Annotated in this window: 15 protein-coding genes; 7 read left to right on the top strand and 8 right to left on the bottom strand. The window is 42.5% G+C overall.

The annotated features are described in order from the left end of the window. Positions 1 to 106: 106 nt before the first annotated feature. Positions 107 to 1,234, bottom strand: coding sequence for a 5-(carboxyamino)imidazole ribonucleotide synthase (locus LZG71_RS14560; RefSeq protein WP_233821451.1), 1,128 nt, complete (start codon positions 1,232 to 1,234; stop codon positions 107 to 109). 72 nt (positions 1,235 to 1,306) lie between these two features. Next, positions 1,307 to 3,367, bottom strand: a complete 2,061-nt coding sequence (locus LZG71_RS14555; RefSeq protein ID WP_233821449.1) for a BatA domain-containing protein — start codon at positions 3,365 to 3,367, stop codon at positions 1,307 to 1,309. A gap of 300 nt (positions 3,368 to 3,667) precedes the next feature. Here LZG71_RS14555 and LZG71_RS14550 point away from each other — a divergent pair, with 300 nt between their 5' ends. The 3 genes from LZG71_RS14550 (at position 3,668) to LZG71_RS14540 (ending at position 5,323) form a co-directional block, all read left to right on the top strand. After that, positions 3,668 to 4,225: a YcxB family protein gene (locus LZG71_RS14550; protein ID WP_233821447.1), complete on the top strand. Its 558-nt coding sequence runs from the start codon at positions 3,668 to 3,670 to the stop codon at positions 4,223 to 4,225. A gap of 72 nt (positions 4,226 to 4,297) precedes the next feature. Further along, the gene (locus tag LZG71_RS14545) at positions 4,298 to 4,867 is read left to right on the top strand and encodes a Crp/Fnr family transcriptional regulator (protein ID WP_233821445.1); all 570 of its coding nucleotides are present in this window, start codon (positions 4,298 to 4,300) and stop codon (positions 4,865 to 4,867) included. A gap of 108 nt (positions 4,868 to 4,975) precedes the next feature. Then, on the top strand, positions 4,976 to 5,323 hold the full coding sequence (locus tag LZG71_RS14540; protein ID WP_233821443.1) for a hypothetical protein: 348 nt from the start codon (positions 4,976 to 4,978) through the stop codon (positions 5,321 to 5,323). On the opposite strand, the gene LZG71_RS14535 is transcribed toward LZG71_RS14540, so the two are convergent. Beyond that, the gene (locus LZG71_RS14535; protein WP_233821442.1) at positions 5,320 to 5,925 is read right to left on the bottom strand and encodes a DUF1684 domain-containing protein; all 606 of its coding nucleotides are present in this window, start codon (positions 5,923 to 5,925) and stop codon (positions 5,320 to 5,322) included. The two genes, LZG71_RS14540 and LZG71_RS14535, sit on opposite strands and share 4 nt — an antisense overlap. Positions 5,926 to 6,007: 82 nt before the next feature. Beyond that, positions 6,008 to 6,550: a hypothetical protein gene (locus LZG71_RS14530; protein ID WP_233821440.1), complete on the bottom strand. Its 543-nt coding sequence runs from the start codon at positions 6,548 to 6,550 to the stop codon at positions 6,008 to 6,010. Positions 6,551 to 6,789: 239 nt separating this feature from the next. Between LZG71_RS14530 and LZG71_RS14525 the strand changes: the two genes are divergently transcribed. Continuing rightward, on the top strand, positions 6,790 to 7,209 hold the full coding sequence (locus LZG71_RS14525) for an OsmC family protein (protein ID WP_233821438.1): 420 nt from the start codon (positions 6,790 to 6,792) through the stop codon (positions 7,207 to 7,209). 89 nt (positions 7,210 to 7,298) lie between these two features. On the opposite strand, the gene hemW is transcribed toward LZG71_RS14525, so the two are convergent. Then, positions 7,299 to 8,429: a radical SAM family heme chaperone HemW gene (hemW, locus tag LZG71_RS14520; protein ID WP_233821436.1), complete on the bottom strand. Its 1,131-nt coding sequence runs from the start codon at positions 8,427 to 8,429 to the stop codon at positions 7,299 to 7,301. 210 nt (positions 8,430 to 8,639) lie between these two features. Beyond that, on the bottom strand, positions 8,640 to 10,706 hold the full coding sequence (locus LZG71_RS14515; RefSeq protein WP_233821435.1) for a TonB-dependent receptor: 2,067 nt from the start codon (positions 10,704 to 10,706) through the stop codon (positions 8,640 to 8,642). A gap of 229 nt (positions 10,707 to 10,935) precedes the next feature. On the opposite strand from LZG71_RS14515, the gene LZG71_RS14510 reads away from it, so the two are divergent. Beyond that, positions 10,936 to 11,394, top strand: coding sequence for a hypothetical protein (locus LZG71_RS14510; protein WP_233821434.1), 459 nt, complete (start codon positions 10,936 to 10,938; stop codon positions 11,392 to 11,394). Between the two features lie 71 nt (positions 11,395 to 11,465). Here the strand turns inward: LZG71_RS14510 and ctlX are convergent, their stop codons facing one another. Then, positions 11,466 to 12,416 carry a citrulline utilization hydrolase CtlX gene (gene ctlX, locus LZG71_RS14505; protein WP_233821432.1) on the bottom strand — a complete coding sequence of 317 codons (951 nt, stop codon included), beginning with the start codon at positions 12,414 to 12,416 and terminating at the stop codon, positions 11,466 to 11,468. A gap of 61 nt (positions 12,417 to 12,477) precedes the next feature. Next, positions 12,478 to 13,929 (bottom strand): arginine deiminase family protein, encoded by a 1,452-nt coding sequence (locus tag LZG71_RS14500; RefSeq protein ID WP_233821430.1) that lies wholly within the window; start codon positions 13,927 to 13,929, stop codon positions 12,478 to 12,480. Between the two features lie 248 nt (positions 13,930 to 14,177). Between LZG71_RS14500 and sufC the strand changes: the two genes are divergently transcribed. Both sufC and sufD read left to right on the top strand, forming a co-directional pair. After that, positions 14,178 to 14,936, top strand: a complete 759-nt coding sequence (gene sufC / locus LZG71_RS14495; protein WP_233821428.1) for a Fe-S cluster assembly ATPase SufC — start codon at positions 14,178 to 14,180, stop codon at positions 14,934 to 14,936. A 69-nt stretch (positions 14,937 to 15,005) separates the two neighbouring features. After that, positions 15,006 to 16,325, top strand: coding sequence for a Fe-S cluster assembly protein SufD (gene sufD / locus LZG71_RS14490; protein WP_233821426.1), 1,320 nt, complete (start codon positions 15,006 to 15,008; stop codon positions 16,323 to 16,325). The last annotated feature ends 14 nt before the right edge of the window (positions 16,326 to 16,339 follow it).

Genomic DNA, 16,339 nt, shown 5'->3' with positions numbered 1-16,339 from the left:
TATTGTAAAAATCTCATGATGTATTTTTAAACTTTAAAGCTGCCCTCAAACCGGACTCTGAACTGTTTACTGTCAACTAAAAACCGTAAACTGAATACTATTTCAATCAGCTAATCACTCTGATATTTTCCTTCACGAATTTCACTTTATCTTTAAGTGCTTCAATGTTTTTATCCATGATGGTGATATGCCCCATTTTTCTGAATGGTTTGGTAATGGCTTTCCAGTAAAGAAAAGGAAATACTTGTGCAGTCGACAAAAGTTTTTCCATTCCTTCATATACTGCCGGACCTTCAAAGCCAGGTTCACCCAGCAAGTTAACCATTGCGGAAGGAGCGTAGGCGTCTGTATCGCCAAGCGGCAGATCAAGGATTGCCCGCCAATGCTGCTCGTACTGAGAAGTGACATTGGCTTTAATGGTATGATGTCCGCTGTTGTGGGGGCGTGGTGCCACTTCATTGATCAGTACTTCTCCATCGGCTGTAAGGAATAATTCAACTGCCAGTAAGCCAGCTATTTCAAATGCTTCGGCTGTCTTTCGAGCGATTTCCTGCGCTTTCGCATTAATTTCGGCTGATATCTCAGCAGGAGAAAACAGATATTCTACCAGATTGTGTTCAGGATGAAATACCATTTCCACCGTTGGGAAAGTCATAATTTCACCTGAGGGATTTCTGGCGACAATTACCGCTAGTTCCTTTTCAAATGGAACAGCCTTCTCGAGCAATCCCGGCTGGTCAAAAGCCTTATGCAAATCCGCTTCGGAAGGGATTCGCTGTACCCCACGACCATCGTAACCGTCACGTCCAAGTTTGTGAAATGCAGGTAGGAAATCAATGTGATTCGCCACGTCTGCACGATTGTCGGTTAATATGAACTCAGCGGTTGGTAAGCCTTTGTCAATATAGAATTGTTTCTGAATCCTTTTGTCCTGAATACGTCGGATTACGGCAGGTTGGGGGTAAATTCGTTTGCCTTCCGATTCCAGTTTTTCAAGTGCTTCTACATTAACCTTTTCTATTTCTATCGTAATGACATCAAGGTTTTTGCCGAAGTTATAAACGGTGTCAAAGTCTTGTAAGGAGCCTTGTGTAAACTTTGGAGCAATTTTACGGCATGGGGCCTCGGCGTCCGGATCTAAAACGTGAATATCAAGATTCCAGTCGATAGCGGCTTGTAACAGCATAAGCCCAAGCTGGCCACCGCCAAGAATTCCTATTCGGGATGAAAGCATTTATTATAATGTAATGATGTTTAGTGCAAAGTTGGGGTAAAAAGTCAGAAACAGAAAGCTATAAGGACTTTTTTACTTTTTAAACCTGATCAAAGCGATTTCTGCCAGAAGGAAGAACAGTGCTGCGTAAAGGAAATACTTCCAAAGGCTTGTTCCGAGATTTTGCTGCTGAAATTCTCTTGCAAATGCGCTGTCATCGAGGTTTTGGAATACCTGCACATTTTTTTGTCCTGCAAATAAGGTCTTCAATTCCTCAGGAGAATAATAGTCGAGCCTGGATTCTTTATTATTGTGGTTAAGCGCGATTATTTGCTCGACCTTGTTATCCTGCACAAGTTCAAAATAACCCGCGTCCAGTCCTTCTCCTAGCTGATCCCCCTCAGGAATATCAAGAAGTAGCTGGTTGCCCGTAACCCGCTGAACAGGAATGATCTCTGTTTTATCCCGTCTGAGCTTGAAGGTGGTATTGGGTGTTATTTTATCAAGTTGTAGCGTGATCGGGTTTTCGTCAAATGTGAAAGCGGTGCGTTGCGCACGTACGCTCATTGCGGCCATTTTATACATTACAGGCACAAATATGGCATGCTGTGCCATGTTGCCATACTCCGTACTTAAGGGAGATGCAAAAAGGTATATCTTGCCGTTGCCCTTGGTTATTCTGCTCAGGTATTGCTGCCCGTTCCTCAATGAAAGTAGCTTTTGTCCGCTCGCTGCCCAGGACCAGACAGGTGCTGCTGTGGGTAAATTAAGGCTTAATTCCTGACGAACCGACTCTTCAAATACATCACTGAAAAACGGATTATTACGATCAGGAGCGGCAAGAGGAAGTGGCTCTGGATTAACATTATTTTCAACAGAAAGACCATTAATTCCGAAACTACGGAGAAGCCCTTCATAACTATTTCTGTCAGGCTTCGCAGGCGGGATGATTGAAATACTACCTCCATTGGAAACAAATTGCTGCAACTCCTGGGACAGTGTGCCGTTAACCTGAGAAACGCCCTCCAATACAACCATGTCGGCATTTTTGATACTGCCGGGATCCAGATTATTTATGCTTGAACTCTGTACTGCAAAAAGACTGTCGTTGGCATAAACGTTCGTGATGTAATTGCCTGAACTTTGCTCACCATAGATGTGGGAAATCCTGATCAGTGGTGAAGCATTGAGAACGAAGTAATAGTTATTGTCAAAAACCACAGGAAAATCGTCAAATGTGATCTGACCTTTCTTGTAGCCCTTACCTTTCAGGTTGAAATTAAATTGTGCTGTTGCGGACCCGTTTGCCGGCACATTAACAGATGCGGTGGACGCTTGGGTATTGTCCAGAGTAAGTTTCAAAACGACATTTTTCGCCTCTTCCTTACCTGCATTGCTTACTTTGACGAAGAGAATGTTGTTCTGTAATTCACGGATAAAAGGAGAGCTTAACCAGGCAGAATCTACATAAATATTCTTTTCAGGAATCGCCTGAACAGGCACTATGAAAAGTTGATTGGTTGTATCAATTTTGAGATTGGCCAAATTCCCAGCCGTGCTTTTTTGAAAGTCGGAGAACCAGAAGAGCTGATTTCTGCCAGAAGACTGGTGTCTGGAAATAAGGTTTTCCTGGCGTTTGTAAACGTCTTCCAATGTGCGCGGCGTGTGCGACAGTCCCACCGTTGTGAGCACATCCCGTATTTTGTCGGTACGATAGAGACCCTGTTCCTGCGCAGAAAAGTCATTAGTAACCAGTTGAAGCGACGTTACGTTGCGAAATAACCCAAGCAGGTCGCTCAAATGTCCGGTGGCGAGATCAATGTATCTTTTCGTATTTGACTCACTTTGCATGCTGAACGAATTGTCCAGATACAGACTCGTTATTCCTTTCCTGCTTGCGGCAGCCTCGCTTTTTCCGGGTAGGTAAGGCTGAGCAAATGCGAACGCCAGGCAGGCAATGGCAAGGATCCGTGCCGCCATAATCAGCCAGTGTTTTATTTTTCTGACAGACCGTGTTTGCGTTTCAACGGCTTTAAGAAAAGCTACATTGGTAAAAAATACGCGTTTGGTCCGGCGAAAGTTAAATATATGTACCGCAATGGGGACCGAGATGGCCAGTAAACCCCAGAGAAAAGCAGGGAAAAGAAAACTCATTATTGGCAGTATTGTTAAAAGTACTAATTGGGCTGTCGGCTGTCAGTACCCGGCATTTATGATATTGGTCGGCGTGGTTACCAAAATATCTGATTAGGCCGTGTTACCGCAAATTACATTAAATTCTGATAACTGTTTTTTATTTCAAAGGCTTTCTACGTAAGTCAGATGCTTTTTTCTAACTTTGCACTTCATTTTAGCTTTGTCCGGTAGTGCGCTTCTAAACATCGAGTCCGAATCACAGTTTACCGTTCTACAAATGCTTATAAAAAAGAAATTGCTTAATTTTTAATTCGAATTATGGCCAAAGTATCGGTGAACAAACACCAGCCTGTTTATCAAATGCCCACGAACCCGGCAGCGGTTCGCACAAAAAAATATGCGTTGCCCACCAAGAAGTATATCACCATTGCAATGCGTTACTTTTTCAAAACGCAGATCAAATGGGTTCTTCTACCTGTTGCACTAATTTTAATCAATGCCATCCTTGGAATTACAGGAGTTTATCCTAATTACTGGGTTTACATCACTGTTTTTGTTGGAGTTGCCCTGTATATCCTTTTCTGGGTTATTCAATTTACAGGAATTACACAGCTTGCGCAATACAAACCGATGTTTGAAAAGTTCTCATACGAGTTTGACAGCCGTCAGATTTTGATGAAAATCAATCAGAAAGAAGGTAGTGTAATGAAGTGGGAGCAAATCCTGGAAGCGTATAAAGACAAAGATTCGTATGTGCTCGTGATTTCAAAAGGTCAGTTTGTACATCTGCCGTTCACTATTTTTACCTCAGAACACGACATTAAAGTATTTGAGAGAATTATGAAGCAGAAAGAATTGCTGAAAGCTGAAAAATAGCAACGATTTTAAACCCGGTTCATCCCGGGTTTTTTTATGCAGTTTGGTTTAATTTTCAATTGCCCGAAAAAGATGAATCCCTTTCTTGAATATCTGAATAGCATAGTTCCTGTCAACGAAGAGGTTCAGATGGCGATTAGCAACATCACTGTTCGTCGCGAGCTACCGGAAAACACATTGCTGTTTAAGCAGGGAGACATCTGTAAAGAATTCCATTATCTGGAAAAAGGAATAGCGCGGGTATTTTACTATAAAGACGGGAAGGATGTTACAGCATGGTTTTCATCGGAAGGACAGATTGTGAGCGCGATTGACAGCCTTTTTACCGGACAAAGTTCATTTTACAACATTCAGCTGGCGGAAAATACTGTATTGTGGAGTCTCCAATTCGATAAGATCGAGACTGTATTCGAAGCCTATCCCATTGTTGAACGACTTGGACGTTTGATGATCACGCAAAATTATTTACTTCTTGATGAACGTATGAAACTCTTCGCATTTTGCAGTGCAGAGGAGCGATATGAAAAGCTGCTCGTACAAATCCCCGACATCACGCAACGTGTTAAACTGGGTTATGTTGCCTCTTATCTCGGCATTTCGCAGGAACATCTAAGCAGGATCAGATCGGGTTTGAGGAAATAACTTTGCTGCTGAAAGCGATTTTGACAATTATCAAAGGAATTGATGTTCCAAAGGAATAATTTTGTTATATCAATCACCTAAGTGTAAACCGTTTTCCTTGACGTCAGCATGAAATTATTCCGGAAAATATTGATGCCCACACTTCTGATTTTATTACTGTCAAACCTTCCAATTATATCGGAGATTCTTTCAGTGATCCTTTATGCCACAGTAGCGCCTCCATTCTGTTTTTCAACAAAAGATTTGAAATTTGAAGACTGTGGTGGCATTGATAAAATAAAGCTAAGTGCAGATTACGCTACATACAAATCACAATTCCCAGGTGCCGACCATACCTTATACCGCGTGAATCGGGAGAGGGAATGGAAGTATTTCTTTATGTGGAGAATATTCCTAACTGATCCCAATTGGAAAGTGCCTTACATGCGAGATCAGCACGTGAATGAGGATTCTTAATGTTCCTTCGCAAAATTCTTCTCGCCCGCTTTTATAGCAACCAGTAACGTATTTTCTTTTGGGGGAATGGGGCAGTTAAAGCCTTCGCTGTAAGCGCAATAGGGGTTGTATGCTTTGTTGAAATCCAGGACGCAGTTGCCGTCCTTTACGTCAGATACCTTCAGATCCATGTATCGACCGCCTCCATAGGTAGCAGAACCGCTGGTTTTGTCTTTGAATGGGACAAATAAATAATCTCTGTATTGTGGCAGGGTTTCCAACCCAAGGCTCCGGTAGACGGTCAGTTTTTGTCTTCTGCCATCTATCCTGAATTTCACAACACCATATTTTACAAAAGTCTTCTGCGCACCGCTGTATGTGGGCATGCCGAATGATCTGCTGTTTCGAATTCTTTCAAATGTGGCTTTTACCTGAAACGACGAGTCCGGATCGTAGAAGCGCAGGTATTTAAGGTCTTCTTTTTTTAACGGAGAATTCGGAGTTTTTACGAATTCTTCACGATACTTTTCGCGAAAGTCATCGGTGTGTTTTGCGAAATCCTGCGAGAAAACAGGAATGCTGCTGCAAAGCAACCATGTTAATATTTGAAGTGTTCGTTTCATTGAGTTCTAAAAAATCCGGTAGCTGTGTGCTACCGGATTTGGTGACGTTTTCAAGTTTAAAAAATTAGTGCCAGCTCTGCAATTATTGCGCACTTATTTTTTGAATTTTAGATTCATCCAGGTGGAAATGCGCTTTAACTGCATTGTAATCGCTGTAATCAACAGATTCTTGTGCACTCATTTTTGCATCTGACCAATTCGAAGGCAATGCAACGATACGGAAGGTTTGATTTTGGGTTACTGTTGAAGCCAAAGTAGACAAGTTTACGCTTGCCGGTGCATCTATGAAAATGGTGAAATCAGCAGGTGTGAAATCAAAGTTGTATACGATACCTCTGGGCATATCAATGGCCTGCGGAAGCAATCGCCAAATCGGAGCACCATCCGCAACTCCCCATAAAATATACACCAAAACAATATCCTGATCAGCTATTCCTACATTAGCAGAACTAAATGTGCGGCGCAATTGCCAATCGTTTCCTGAATTAAAGCTGTAATCTTCAATCTCAAAAGTTTGTCCGATAGGACCTTCTGGGCCAATGGGTCCTTCTGGTCCTCTTGGACCGGTGCAACTTTGGAACAATACTGCTGCTGCGAATATGAAAGGAATGAGAAGCTTTTTCATGATGTAATAGATAAAAAGTGATTTGTTATTTAATTTTTACTTTGGATCAAAATGGGTTTACAAGGTTTAATTGAAACCGGTCCATTAACGATCGTTAACTAAACTGATGCCATTCAGGTCAAAATGGTTGCTTCGGCACAACTTTAATAATTAATTAATTTGCGTAGAACAGCGTTCCGTTGTACTTTAACTGCAATAGAACGTTAAAACAATCCATTATTTTAAAAAAGATAAAAAAAATGATTAATCGTAAAGCAACAGCCGTTTGGAAAGGTACTGGTAAAGAAGGAACTGGTACAATTAGTACACAAAGTACAGTTCTTGAGAACACACAATATTCATTTAATACCCGTTTTGCAGAAGGCAAAGGTACAAATCCCGAGGAGCTGATCGCAGCTGCACATGCCGGATGTTTCGCCATGAAACTGAGCTTTGAGCTAAACGCTGCTGGGTTTACTGCCGATGAACTGGATGCAACGGCAACCGTTACCCTGGATCCATCCAAGGGACAGGTTACGAAAAGCCATATTGATTTGAAGGCCCAGATCCCGGGTATCAGCGCAGAGCAATTTGCAGAAATTGCCGACAAAGCGAAAAAAGAGTGTCCTATTTCTCAATTGCTGAATGCAGAAATTTCTTTGAATGCTACTTTGGCTTAGAAAATTTTGAGTGAAAAAAACGGCATGCGTTACTTAAAAGCGCATGCCGTTTTTTTGTTGGCTGACCTTTGCAGAATTTGAACGAAGAACTAATCTTCATCAATGAACAAATCGCTGGCTATACGGTCAGCAAAAAGTTTCCCTGCCTGAGTCAAGACTATAACCTTCTCCTTGGTGTGAATGAGACCATTTTGAAACATATCATTGAGAATGCGTTCATTTTGTATCCAGAACTTCCCATTAGACAAACGTTCCAGTTCATCGGTATTTACGCCCCATTTTGTACGCAATCCGGTAAGGAGATACTCATTTGTTCTGTCGGCTGTGGTAAGCTCCTCATAAGTAGCCGGGATTTGGTTCAGATCCAACGCTGCAATGTATTTTGAGTTATTGGCGATGTTGTATTCACGGCTATTACCATTATAGGAATGGGCGCTCGGTCCAACTCCCAGATAGGGACGTTGCTGCCAATAGGAGCTGTTATGCCTGCTGTATCGATCGTTTTTTGCAAAGTTGGAGATCTCGTATTGTTCGAAACCATTTTTTGCAAGAGAGCTTGTCAGAATTTCAAATTGCCTGGCCGCGAACTCCTCATCGATGGGTTGAATTTTTTTCTTTTTTAGCCAGGAACCAAATGCGGTTTGCGGTTCGATTGTAAGACAGTATGCAGAAATGTGCGATACATTAAGTTGCAAGGCTTTGGCTATGTCAAGTTCCAGAACAGTATGATCTTCCGAAGGAATCGCATAGATCAGATCAATAGAAATGTTGGTAATACCGGCTTCCTGAGCTATTCTGACACAGTTTTCAGCCTCAGTGGCTGAATGTATCCGGTTCAAAAAGGTAAGGTGAGGCTGATGAAAGGACTGTATACCGATACTCAGCCTGTTAATTCCTGATTCTGCAAGTTGGTAAAGCTTGTCGCTATCCAGGTCGTCAGGGTTTGCCTCCAGCGTTATTTCCGCATTTTCTGCAATCTCAAAATTATCATGTATGGTTTGAAGCAGATGATCTAACTCCTGCTTGTCGAGCATAGATGGCGTACCTCCTCCGAAATAAATTGTTTCCAGCTTTTGAGCTGGTAAATATTCCCGGCGCAAAACGATTTCCTTTGCAATGGCTTTAACCATTTCACTTTTGGCATTGGTGTTGGTGCTGAAATGGAAGTCGCAGTAGTGGCAAGCTTGTCGGCAAAAGGGAATATGAAGGTAGAGGTGCAAGTTTTTTATTAATGGTTAGTTGTCAATTATTAATTGAGGGCTGAAAGATTTTTGATGAGGCATATTCCTGACTAACAAGCAAACCTTAGAATTTAGTTTTATTAAGTCAGAAACAATTAGCGTGCCGGGATGTTGTGTTTTGATATTCAGTTGTTTATCGTCTACGAGTCCAGCGGTTTACAATTAACCATTAACAACTACCATTAACAATTATCTTCTCTTCCATTCCCAACCCAGCTTTACACCGGCCCAGAGGTTATTTTTTGGCGCTGCGTTGTAGTACCGGTTACCGAAAGCATTGAGATCAAAACCAAAACTGTAAATGCCGGCATGCACCTTCTCGGCTGAAGCAGACACTTCGCTGTAAAGATGAGCTCCCCAGTTTTTCTTCCAGGTTACACGTCCTGTCCATTGATTAAACGGTGTATTTTTAACGGTGTTGGCATCGTTCAGGTACATTTCTCCACCGTGCTGATATGTCCCATAAACAGAAAATCCGTATTTAAACAAAATGTCAAGACCAGTATTTTGGGAGAAACGAGGAATGCCGGGAAGCAACTTTCCGGTTAAATTTGTTTCGCCCTGGGAAAAATCCTGAAAGGTATAACGCGTCCAGTTTCCGGAATTCCAGAGACGTACGGTAAGGGGCAGGGTGGAACTTGTGAGGAAGTCGTATGACAAATTCCATTCCAAACCATTTTGTCTGGTTTTGCCCGCATTAATAAAAAATTCCGAACCCGACTCATCAGATCTTCTGACAATGCTTTCCCGAAGGCCGAAACTGTACAGACCAATTTCTCCTGTGAAATTCCGGTCTATTTTCCTGATAGTGATCTCTGTATTAATTCCCTTTTCCGCATTCAAATCCCTGCGAAAACCTCCGGCCGAGGGGCGTACTTCCTGCAAAGTGGGTGGCGAAAATCCTGAGCTATAAGAGGCGGTAACCGACCACGTTTTGCCAATTATTTTGTTCAGTGCAAAACGGGGAACCAGAATTCCATCGAAACTACGCTCTTCATTACTGTACGGTAACGGAAAGAACCGCTCATACTTATATTTAAAGGTATTGTAACTCAGTCCGGCTGTGGCTGTGAGATCACTAAAAAGCACAACCTCCAACTGGCTGAAGACCGAGAGGGTGGTGGTTCGGATGTCTTCAACGGTTTGTTGTTTGTCGGCGATTCCACCTTTGTTGTCGTAATTTCTCTGGGCCGACTTGCCATATTGCCATTCAAAACCACTTGTCCAATTGGTCTTTACGCTCCCGATCAAAGCATTATTCTGCCAAGTGTTACGCCCGCCAAAACCCTGCTCATCCCTCTTTTCAAAGTTGGAAATAAATGGGTTTGCAAAGTCGGTGGTGGTGATGTAAAGCGCGTTGGATTGCGTCCAGTTATCCGACAGGGGCAAGGTGTAATTTCCACCTAACAAGGCGGTTTTGGAATAGATTGCAGCATGTTGCGCTTCACTTCCCGGAACAGCTGCTGTGGATTGTCTGGCGAGTTTCGGGTCGGTTTGATACTGTGCAAGTGTGATGCCACCAGGTGTTTGGTAATGAAGATCAGAGTACATGCCCAACAACATCAATGTGCCTTTTTTGCCGAGTTTCCCCACAGAGGTAAAACGAAAGGCGTCCCGGCCCATGGCACTGTGGTTGCGATAACCGTCCTGCTCGCTGTGGCCGTATTGAACACTTATACCCCCAACTTGCAAACTGGTGTTCCGGCTTTGAAATCCGTATTTACCTACACCAATACTTTGTTCGACCCGGTTATGAGATCTGCTTTCAGTATTGCTCTGAAGCAGAACCACACCGCCGGTGCCTGCTCCATACACGCTGCTGCCAGGTCCTTTGATAATTTGCATACTTTGGACGGAGTTGTAATCCAAAGCATTTAGAGGTGTGTTTCCTCCGGCATCAGTGAACGGAATCCCATTCCAGTAAAATTTAATATTTCTAACTCCGAACGGTGAACGAAGCATGCTTCCGCGGATAGAAAATCGATAACTTCCCGGAGAACGTTCCTCCATTCTCACGCCTGATATTGCATTCACTGCGTTGATCCATGTAGCAGGGGAGAACCGTTCTAGCGTTTTAGGACTTATCAGGCCTACTGACGCTGTGGTGGAAAGTGGGGTGCTGCGAGATTCGAAGGCTTGGATAGTCACTTCGCCTAGTTGTCTGGCTTGCAGAGAATCCGTTTGAGCAAGTGCAAGTTCAGAGCCGGTTAAAATCAATATGCAAGAAAAGCATGCATGTAAAACATTTTTTTGCATAGCAACTGTAAAAATTGTGTAGTTATAAATCAAGGTTCAGGAATCATTTAGGTAGCAAAGTTATCTAAAAATCACGCTCATCTGAATTTTGCTCAGAAAGGAAACGACGGATGCCGAATTTGCGGAGCTTTTTCTACAATTTCCTGGCATAACACAACAAAAATGAAGTGGTTGGATTTTTCTATTGAAACTGTTGATTAAACAACTTAATTAATTAAACACCAGTAAAATGAAAAAGATCACTTATTTGGTAGCTTCCATGATGACAGTCGGTATGCTGACATTTACCTCCTGCTCGGAAAAAACCAAAGATTCAGCAAACGAAACGGTAGAGGAAGCAAAAGAGGATATGGACGAAAATGTAGCCGAGGCTAAATCAGATATAAAAGAAGCTGGTAACGATTTTGAAAGAAAAGTTAAAGAAGACAAAGACGCCCTGAAAGCGGATATCGACGACGCTGTTGCGAAAATCGACAAGAAAGTAGAAGAGGCGGATGCCAAAATGGAAAAGGCGACAGCGAAAGAAAAAGCCAAATGGCAGGAAAGGAAGAAAGAACTGAATAAAGAACGTGACGAACTGAAAGCATCCTGGAATGAAACTCAGGATGAGACCGCTGAGAAGTGGGATGAGTTTAAAGCTAAAACAAAAGCTAAAATTGAGAAAGCTAAGGCTGATATCAATAGCTAGATTCTATTGAAGCAACAAGAAAAAGCCGACTGTTGGAATGTTCCGACAATCGGCTTTTTTCTTGTTTCAAGCTATCTCCTCGGCAAATGTATTTCAGTCATCATGCACCGTGCAGATCCGCCTCCATTGTTTTCAATTACATGAAGATCGCTATGGAAGATCCTTGCGTAATCATTCAGAATTTCACGCTGTTTTTTGGTGAGTGAATTGTATGCCCGCGTAGACATCACCAGAAATTTTTCTTGTTTGACATTTCTGATCATGAGCATATTTCCTGCAAACTGCCGGACTTGCTCCAAAGAGATTTCTACAATGTACTTGTTGGTTTCTTCCAGCACCGACCGCACCATTTGGCGTTCATCGGGATTTTTTATTGCTTCCAGGCAAACCACAGCGAATATATCTCCGACACACATCAAGACATTGGTATGGTAAATGGCTTTATCATTCTCATCAGATGCTGAAAAAATGACTAGTTCATATCCCATTGCATCGGCAAATGCCTGTAATACATCGGGATGAGTTCGTGGGGATAGGCATGCGTAGGCGATTTTATATCGTCTGTCGAGCACCATACTTCCGGTCCCCTCCAAAAATTTCCCTTCTTTTTCGAAGTGTGTAAGATCTATAATCTCTTCTACTTTATATTCATCTTTTAACGCTTCAATAATATCATGTCGGCGTTCTGCCCTGCGGTTTTCGGCCATCATAGGGTACAATACCACCTTGCCACTTTGGTGAAACGAAACCCAGTTGTTGGAAAAAACAGCGTCCGGGCGAAGTTGATCCTCATTGTCATCGAAAATGTGAACATCCACTCCGGTTTTTTCCATTTGGGAAACCATCAGATCGAACTCTTCTCTTGCGTCTTCCTGAACAGAATCACTCTCGACAAGACCGGTTTTCTGAAATTCGTTACTTCCGGCAGTTTCAATATTAAATGCAAACCGAGCCGGTCTGATCATCATGATATGTGCCGTGGATTGTGGCTGGATCTGTGCTGTTGAAGTGATGTTTCGCATAGGAGTTTTAGTATTGGCGGTTATTGCAATTTACAAATCTAATGTTCTCTTTCCAAGATTTTTATTCACGAAGGAGGGGCATGCTCATACAATGAGACCCGCCTCTTGCCCGGGATAGCTCGGCTGAGGGCAATGTGATGAATGTGTTGGTTAGCGTTTCCGGTGAAAGTTCGTCAGCTTCAAATTTACCAATTAACTCTTTTGCACTGATAATTTTGAAGCCAGCGTTCCGGAAAGCTTCAAGTGTTTTGTCGTTCCGATCATAACCTATCACAACTCCGTCTCTTACAGCGAGCAAATTGCAGGAATCGGTCCATTGTTCACGTTCCCCGTATGGAAATTCATTATTTCCTGAATAAATGAATTTTACATCTTCCGTCGACCCAAGATCATTACGGCTGATATCGGTGAGCAGATCTTCCAGGTTCTCTATTTCGATCGGCTTATGTTCCAAACCCTTTATAAATTGAAGGATTTTAAATTCCTGACTGGTTTTTTCCGATCCAAAAAAATGAAGCACATCTTTTTTCCTGGATTCGTCACCTACACGCGCCAAAGCCCCGAGCAAAACCCAGATATTTTTCTTGACCTGAGTAAAAATGGTATCAATATGCATGTAATCCCGTTTCTTTGGAATTTTGATAATCGTTATTGTATCGATAATATTCTTGTCAAAAAGTAGCTTCATTACTTGTTGCGCCGCATAAATTGAAGTTCGTTCACTGCATCCGATCAATAAGTGCCGGGGAGCAACCATCATTACATCACCGCCTTCCAGTGTACACCTGTGATAATCACTTGCTTTCTCATCATCGGGGAGCAAAAAATGTCGCTCATTATCAGGTATTTCAATGATTTTGTCACGTACCGATGCGAACATAGGATGGTGAAAAAAAACGAACTGGGCCAGTATAGATTCTCTCGTGCGTGCAGCTTTGGCAGGTTTGTTCAGCAATATATGGTCGTTAATCACAATGCCGATATCCCGCATAAATATCAGGTTGGGTAAGGGAGCGAACAACATCCGATCGTCGGAATATGAACCGGAAATAAAAATTTTCGCCAGCTCGAACGGATCCTGATGATGAAGTTCCTGTTGTGTTTGAAAGGTACACTTTTCAATACCGCAAATGGCTGCAGTGAGTTTTAGCCGAACCAGATCGTTTTTCAGAATATCCCCCAGCAACTGCTGAATGTCGATGACTTTATCGGAATTAAAATACCCAGCTGTTCCGGGGATGTAAAAGGAACGCGATTCATCGGAATCAATCTCGCTAAGTTTCCCTTTGATTTTTGCAGGATCCAGAAAGTACAACAGCAGCTTGATATAGTAGTCATATTCACTGCGTCTCATGGTGTCCAGATGAACAATATCTTCAAATAGCCAGTCCTGTGCTTTTGAGGGTACTACTTTACCAAGGCCGCGATCGGGGCTGTGTACCAGTAATCTTTTCAGGGTCGCAGTTTCCGAGGCAACATGTATTTTTGAGGATGTTGAATGAGTCGTTTTCATAGTAAATCGGGCGTATGCTTTAACGCAAAGTAAAAGCTATAATTTAGAAATTTCAGTGGTGATCACACTTCTGCATTCAATTTAGGATTAAATATTAGAATGCGGGGAACGGGCGGGAAGGGAAAAAGGTTGTAGAGTATACAAACGTTTGACTGCGATCCGGTGGGCGGTTATTTTCATATGCCAGCAAAGCTTACTACTTTTGCGGTAAATTACCACGGACTACATATTAAAGTATAAAATTAGTTATGCTCTCTATTAAAGAATTACGCGCTTCTATCGAAGGCAAAGAAATATTAAAAGGTATCAATCTTGAAGTAAAACCTGGTGAAGTACACGCTATTATGGGGCCTAATGGTTCCGGAAAAAGTACTTTGGCTTCGGTTTTGGCAGGAAGAGAAGAGTATGAAGTTACTGGTGGAAGTGTAGATTTTGACGGTAAAGACCTATTGGATCTTGCAGCTGAGGAAAGAGCGGCAGAAGGAATTTTCCTTGCTTTTCAGTATCCGGTAGAAATTCCTGGTGTTACTACGATCAATTTTTTGAAGACGGCAGTGAATGAAATTCGCAAGTACAAAGGAGAGAATCCTTTGGACGCAGCGCAGTTTTTGAAAATGGTTCGTGAAAAGGCGAAGCTTGTCAGCATGAATGATTCATTGTTGAAGCGTGCGTTGAATGAAGGGTTTTCAGGAGGAGAGAAAAAACGCAATGAAATTTTCCAAATGGCCGTGCTTGAACCGAAGCTGGCTATATTGGATGAAACTGACTCCGGTTTGGATATTGATGCTTTACGTATTGTGGCAGAAGGTGTTAACTCGCTGCGTTCTCCGGATCGCTCGGCTATTGTGGTTACGCATTACCAGCGCCTTCTGGATTACATCGTGCCTGATTACGTTCACGTTCTTTATAAAGGCCGTATTGTAAAATCGGGACCTAAGGAGCTTGCATTGGAATTGGAAGAAAAAGGATATGATTGGATCAAAGCAGAAGTGGAGGCCCTGGGCTAAAATTACCCCGGAGTTGTTCCGGATCTGCTGCAACGAATACCAATCCCATACCAATTACTTAATTACGGAATGAGTACCGAGACTATAGATTTAAAAACGAAATTACTAACGGACTTTCACGCGCGTGAATCGTTGTTGAACGGAGAGGCTGGTTCTGCTTTTCATCAGAAAAAACGTGCTGCATTGGGTCGCTTTGAAGAGCTGGGATTTCCGACTCCTAAAAACGAGGAGTGGAAGTACAGCAATGTAAAAGACCTGATCAGTGAATCCTACCATTTCAATGCTGAGAGCTCTTTGACTCTGGCAGATTTGCAGGATTTGAAGATACCTGAACAGGTTGCAAACATTCTATATTTTGTGAATGGGCATTACAGCGAGGAGCTTTCCAGCATCGTGTCGTCTTCTGATCAGATTATTATAGAATCACTTCAAAGTGCCTATAAGAAGAATCCAACACTGGTAAACAAGTATTTTGATGAGCTTGTAAAAGATGATACTGACGCTTTTACTTCGCTGAATACAGCATTTGCCTTTGATGGTGTGTTTATTCATGTGCCTGACAATCAAACCGTGGAGCATCCTGTTATCCTGCGTTTTGTGAGTGACGCCAGGTCAGAGAACGTCGGAAGCCAGCCCAGGAATATTGTTGCAGTGGGCCGTAATGCGCATGTGAAAATGGCTGAGGCTTTCAGAACACTGGGAACCGAGCGTTCTTTCACCAATGCCGTAACGGAAATCCACATGGACCGCGACTCGGGTGTTGAATATTATAAAGTACAGAATGAAAGTGATAAGGCTTATCACGTAGGAACTACGCAGGTTCGGATGCTTGATAATTCGCATTTTTATGCAGGAACTGTTACGCTAAACGGACGTTTTACCCGTAACAACCTGAATATCATACTGGACGGTGAACATTGCGAAGCACACATGTATGGCCTGTATTTCCCTGATGGAACGCAGCACGTTGATAACCACACAGTTGCTGACCATAGAAAGCCGAATTCAGAAAGTAATGAGCTTTACAAAGGGATTTTGAGAGACAAGTCCAAAGGCGTATTCAATGGCAAGATATTTGTTCGTGAAGACGCCCAGAAGACAAATGCTTTTCAGTCCTGCAAAAATATAGTGTTGTCTACCGAGGCCACAATGAATACAAAACCGCAGCTGGAAATATTTGCGGATGATGTGAAGTGTTCGCACGGAACCACCACGGGACAAATTGATGAAGAGGCATTGTTTTACATGCGTTCAAGAGGTATTTCGAAGCCGGAAGCTATGTCACTGCTGATGTATGCATTTTGTGCAGATGTGGTATCTCAAATCAAAATTGACTCGGTTCGTGAGTATCTCGAAAATGTGATTGCTGAAAAGCTAACTACGAAATAAAAGAAGTCATTCTG

This window comes from Dyadobacter sp. CY312, assembly GCF_021390535.1.
Classification (GTDB): Bacteria; Bacteroidota; Bacteroidia; order Cytophagales; family Spirosomataceae; genus Dyadobacter.
This window is presented reverse-complemented; position numbering and strand designations above follow the sequence as displayed.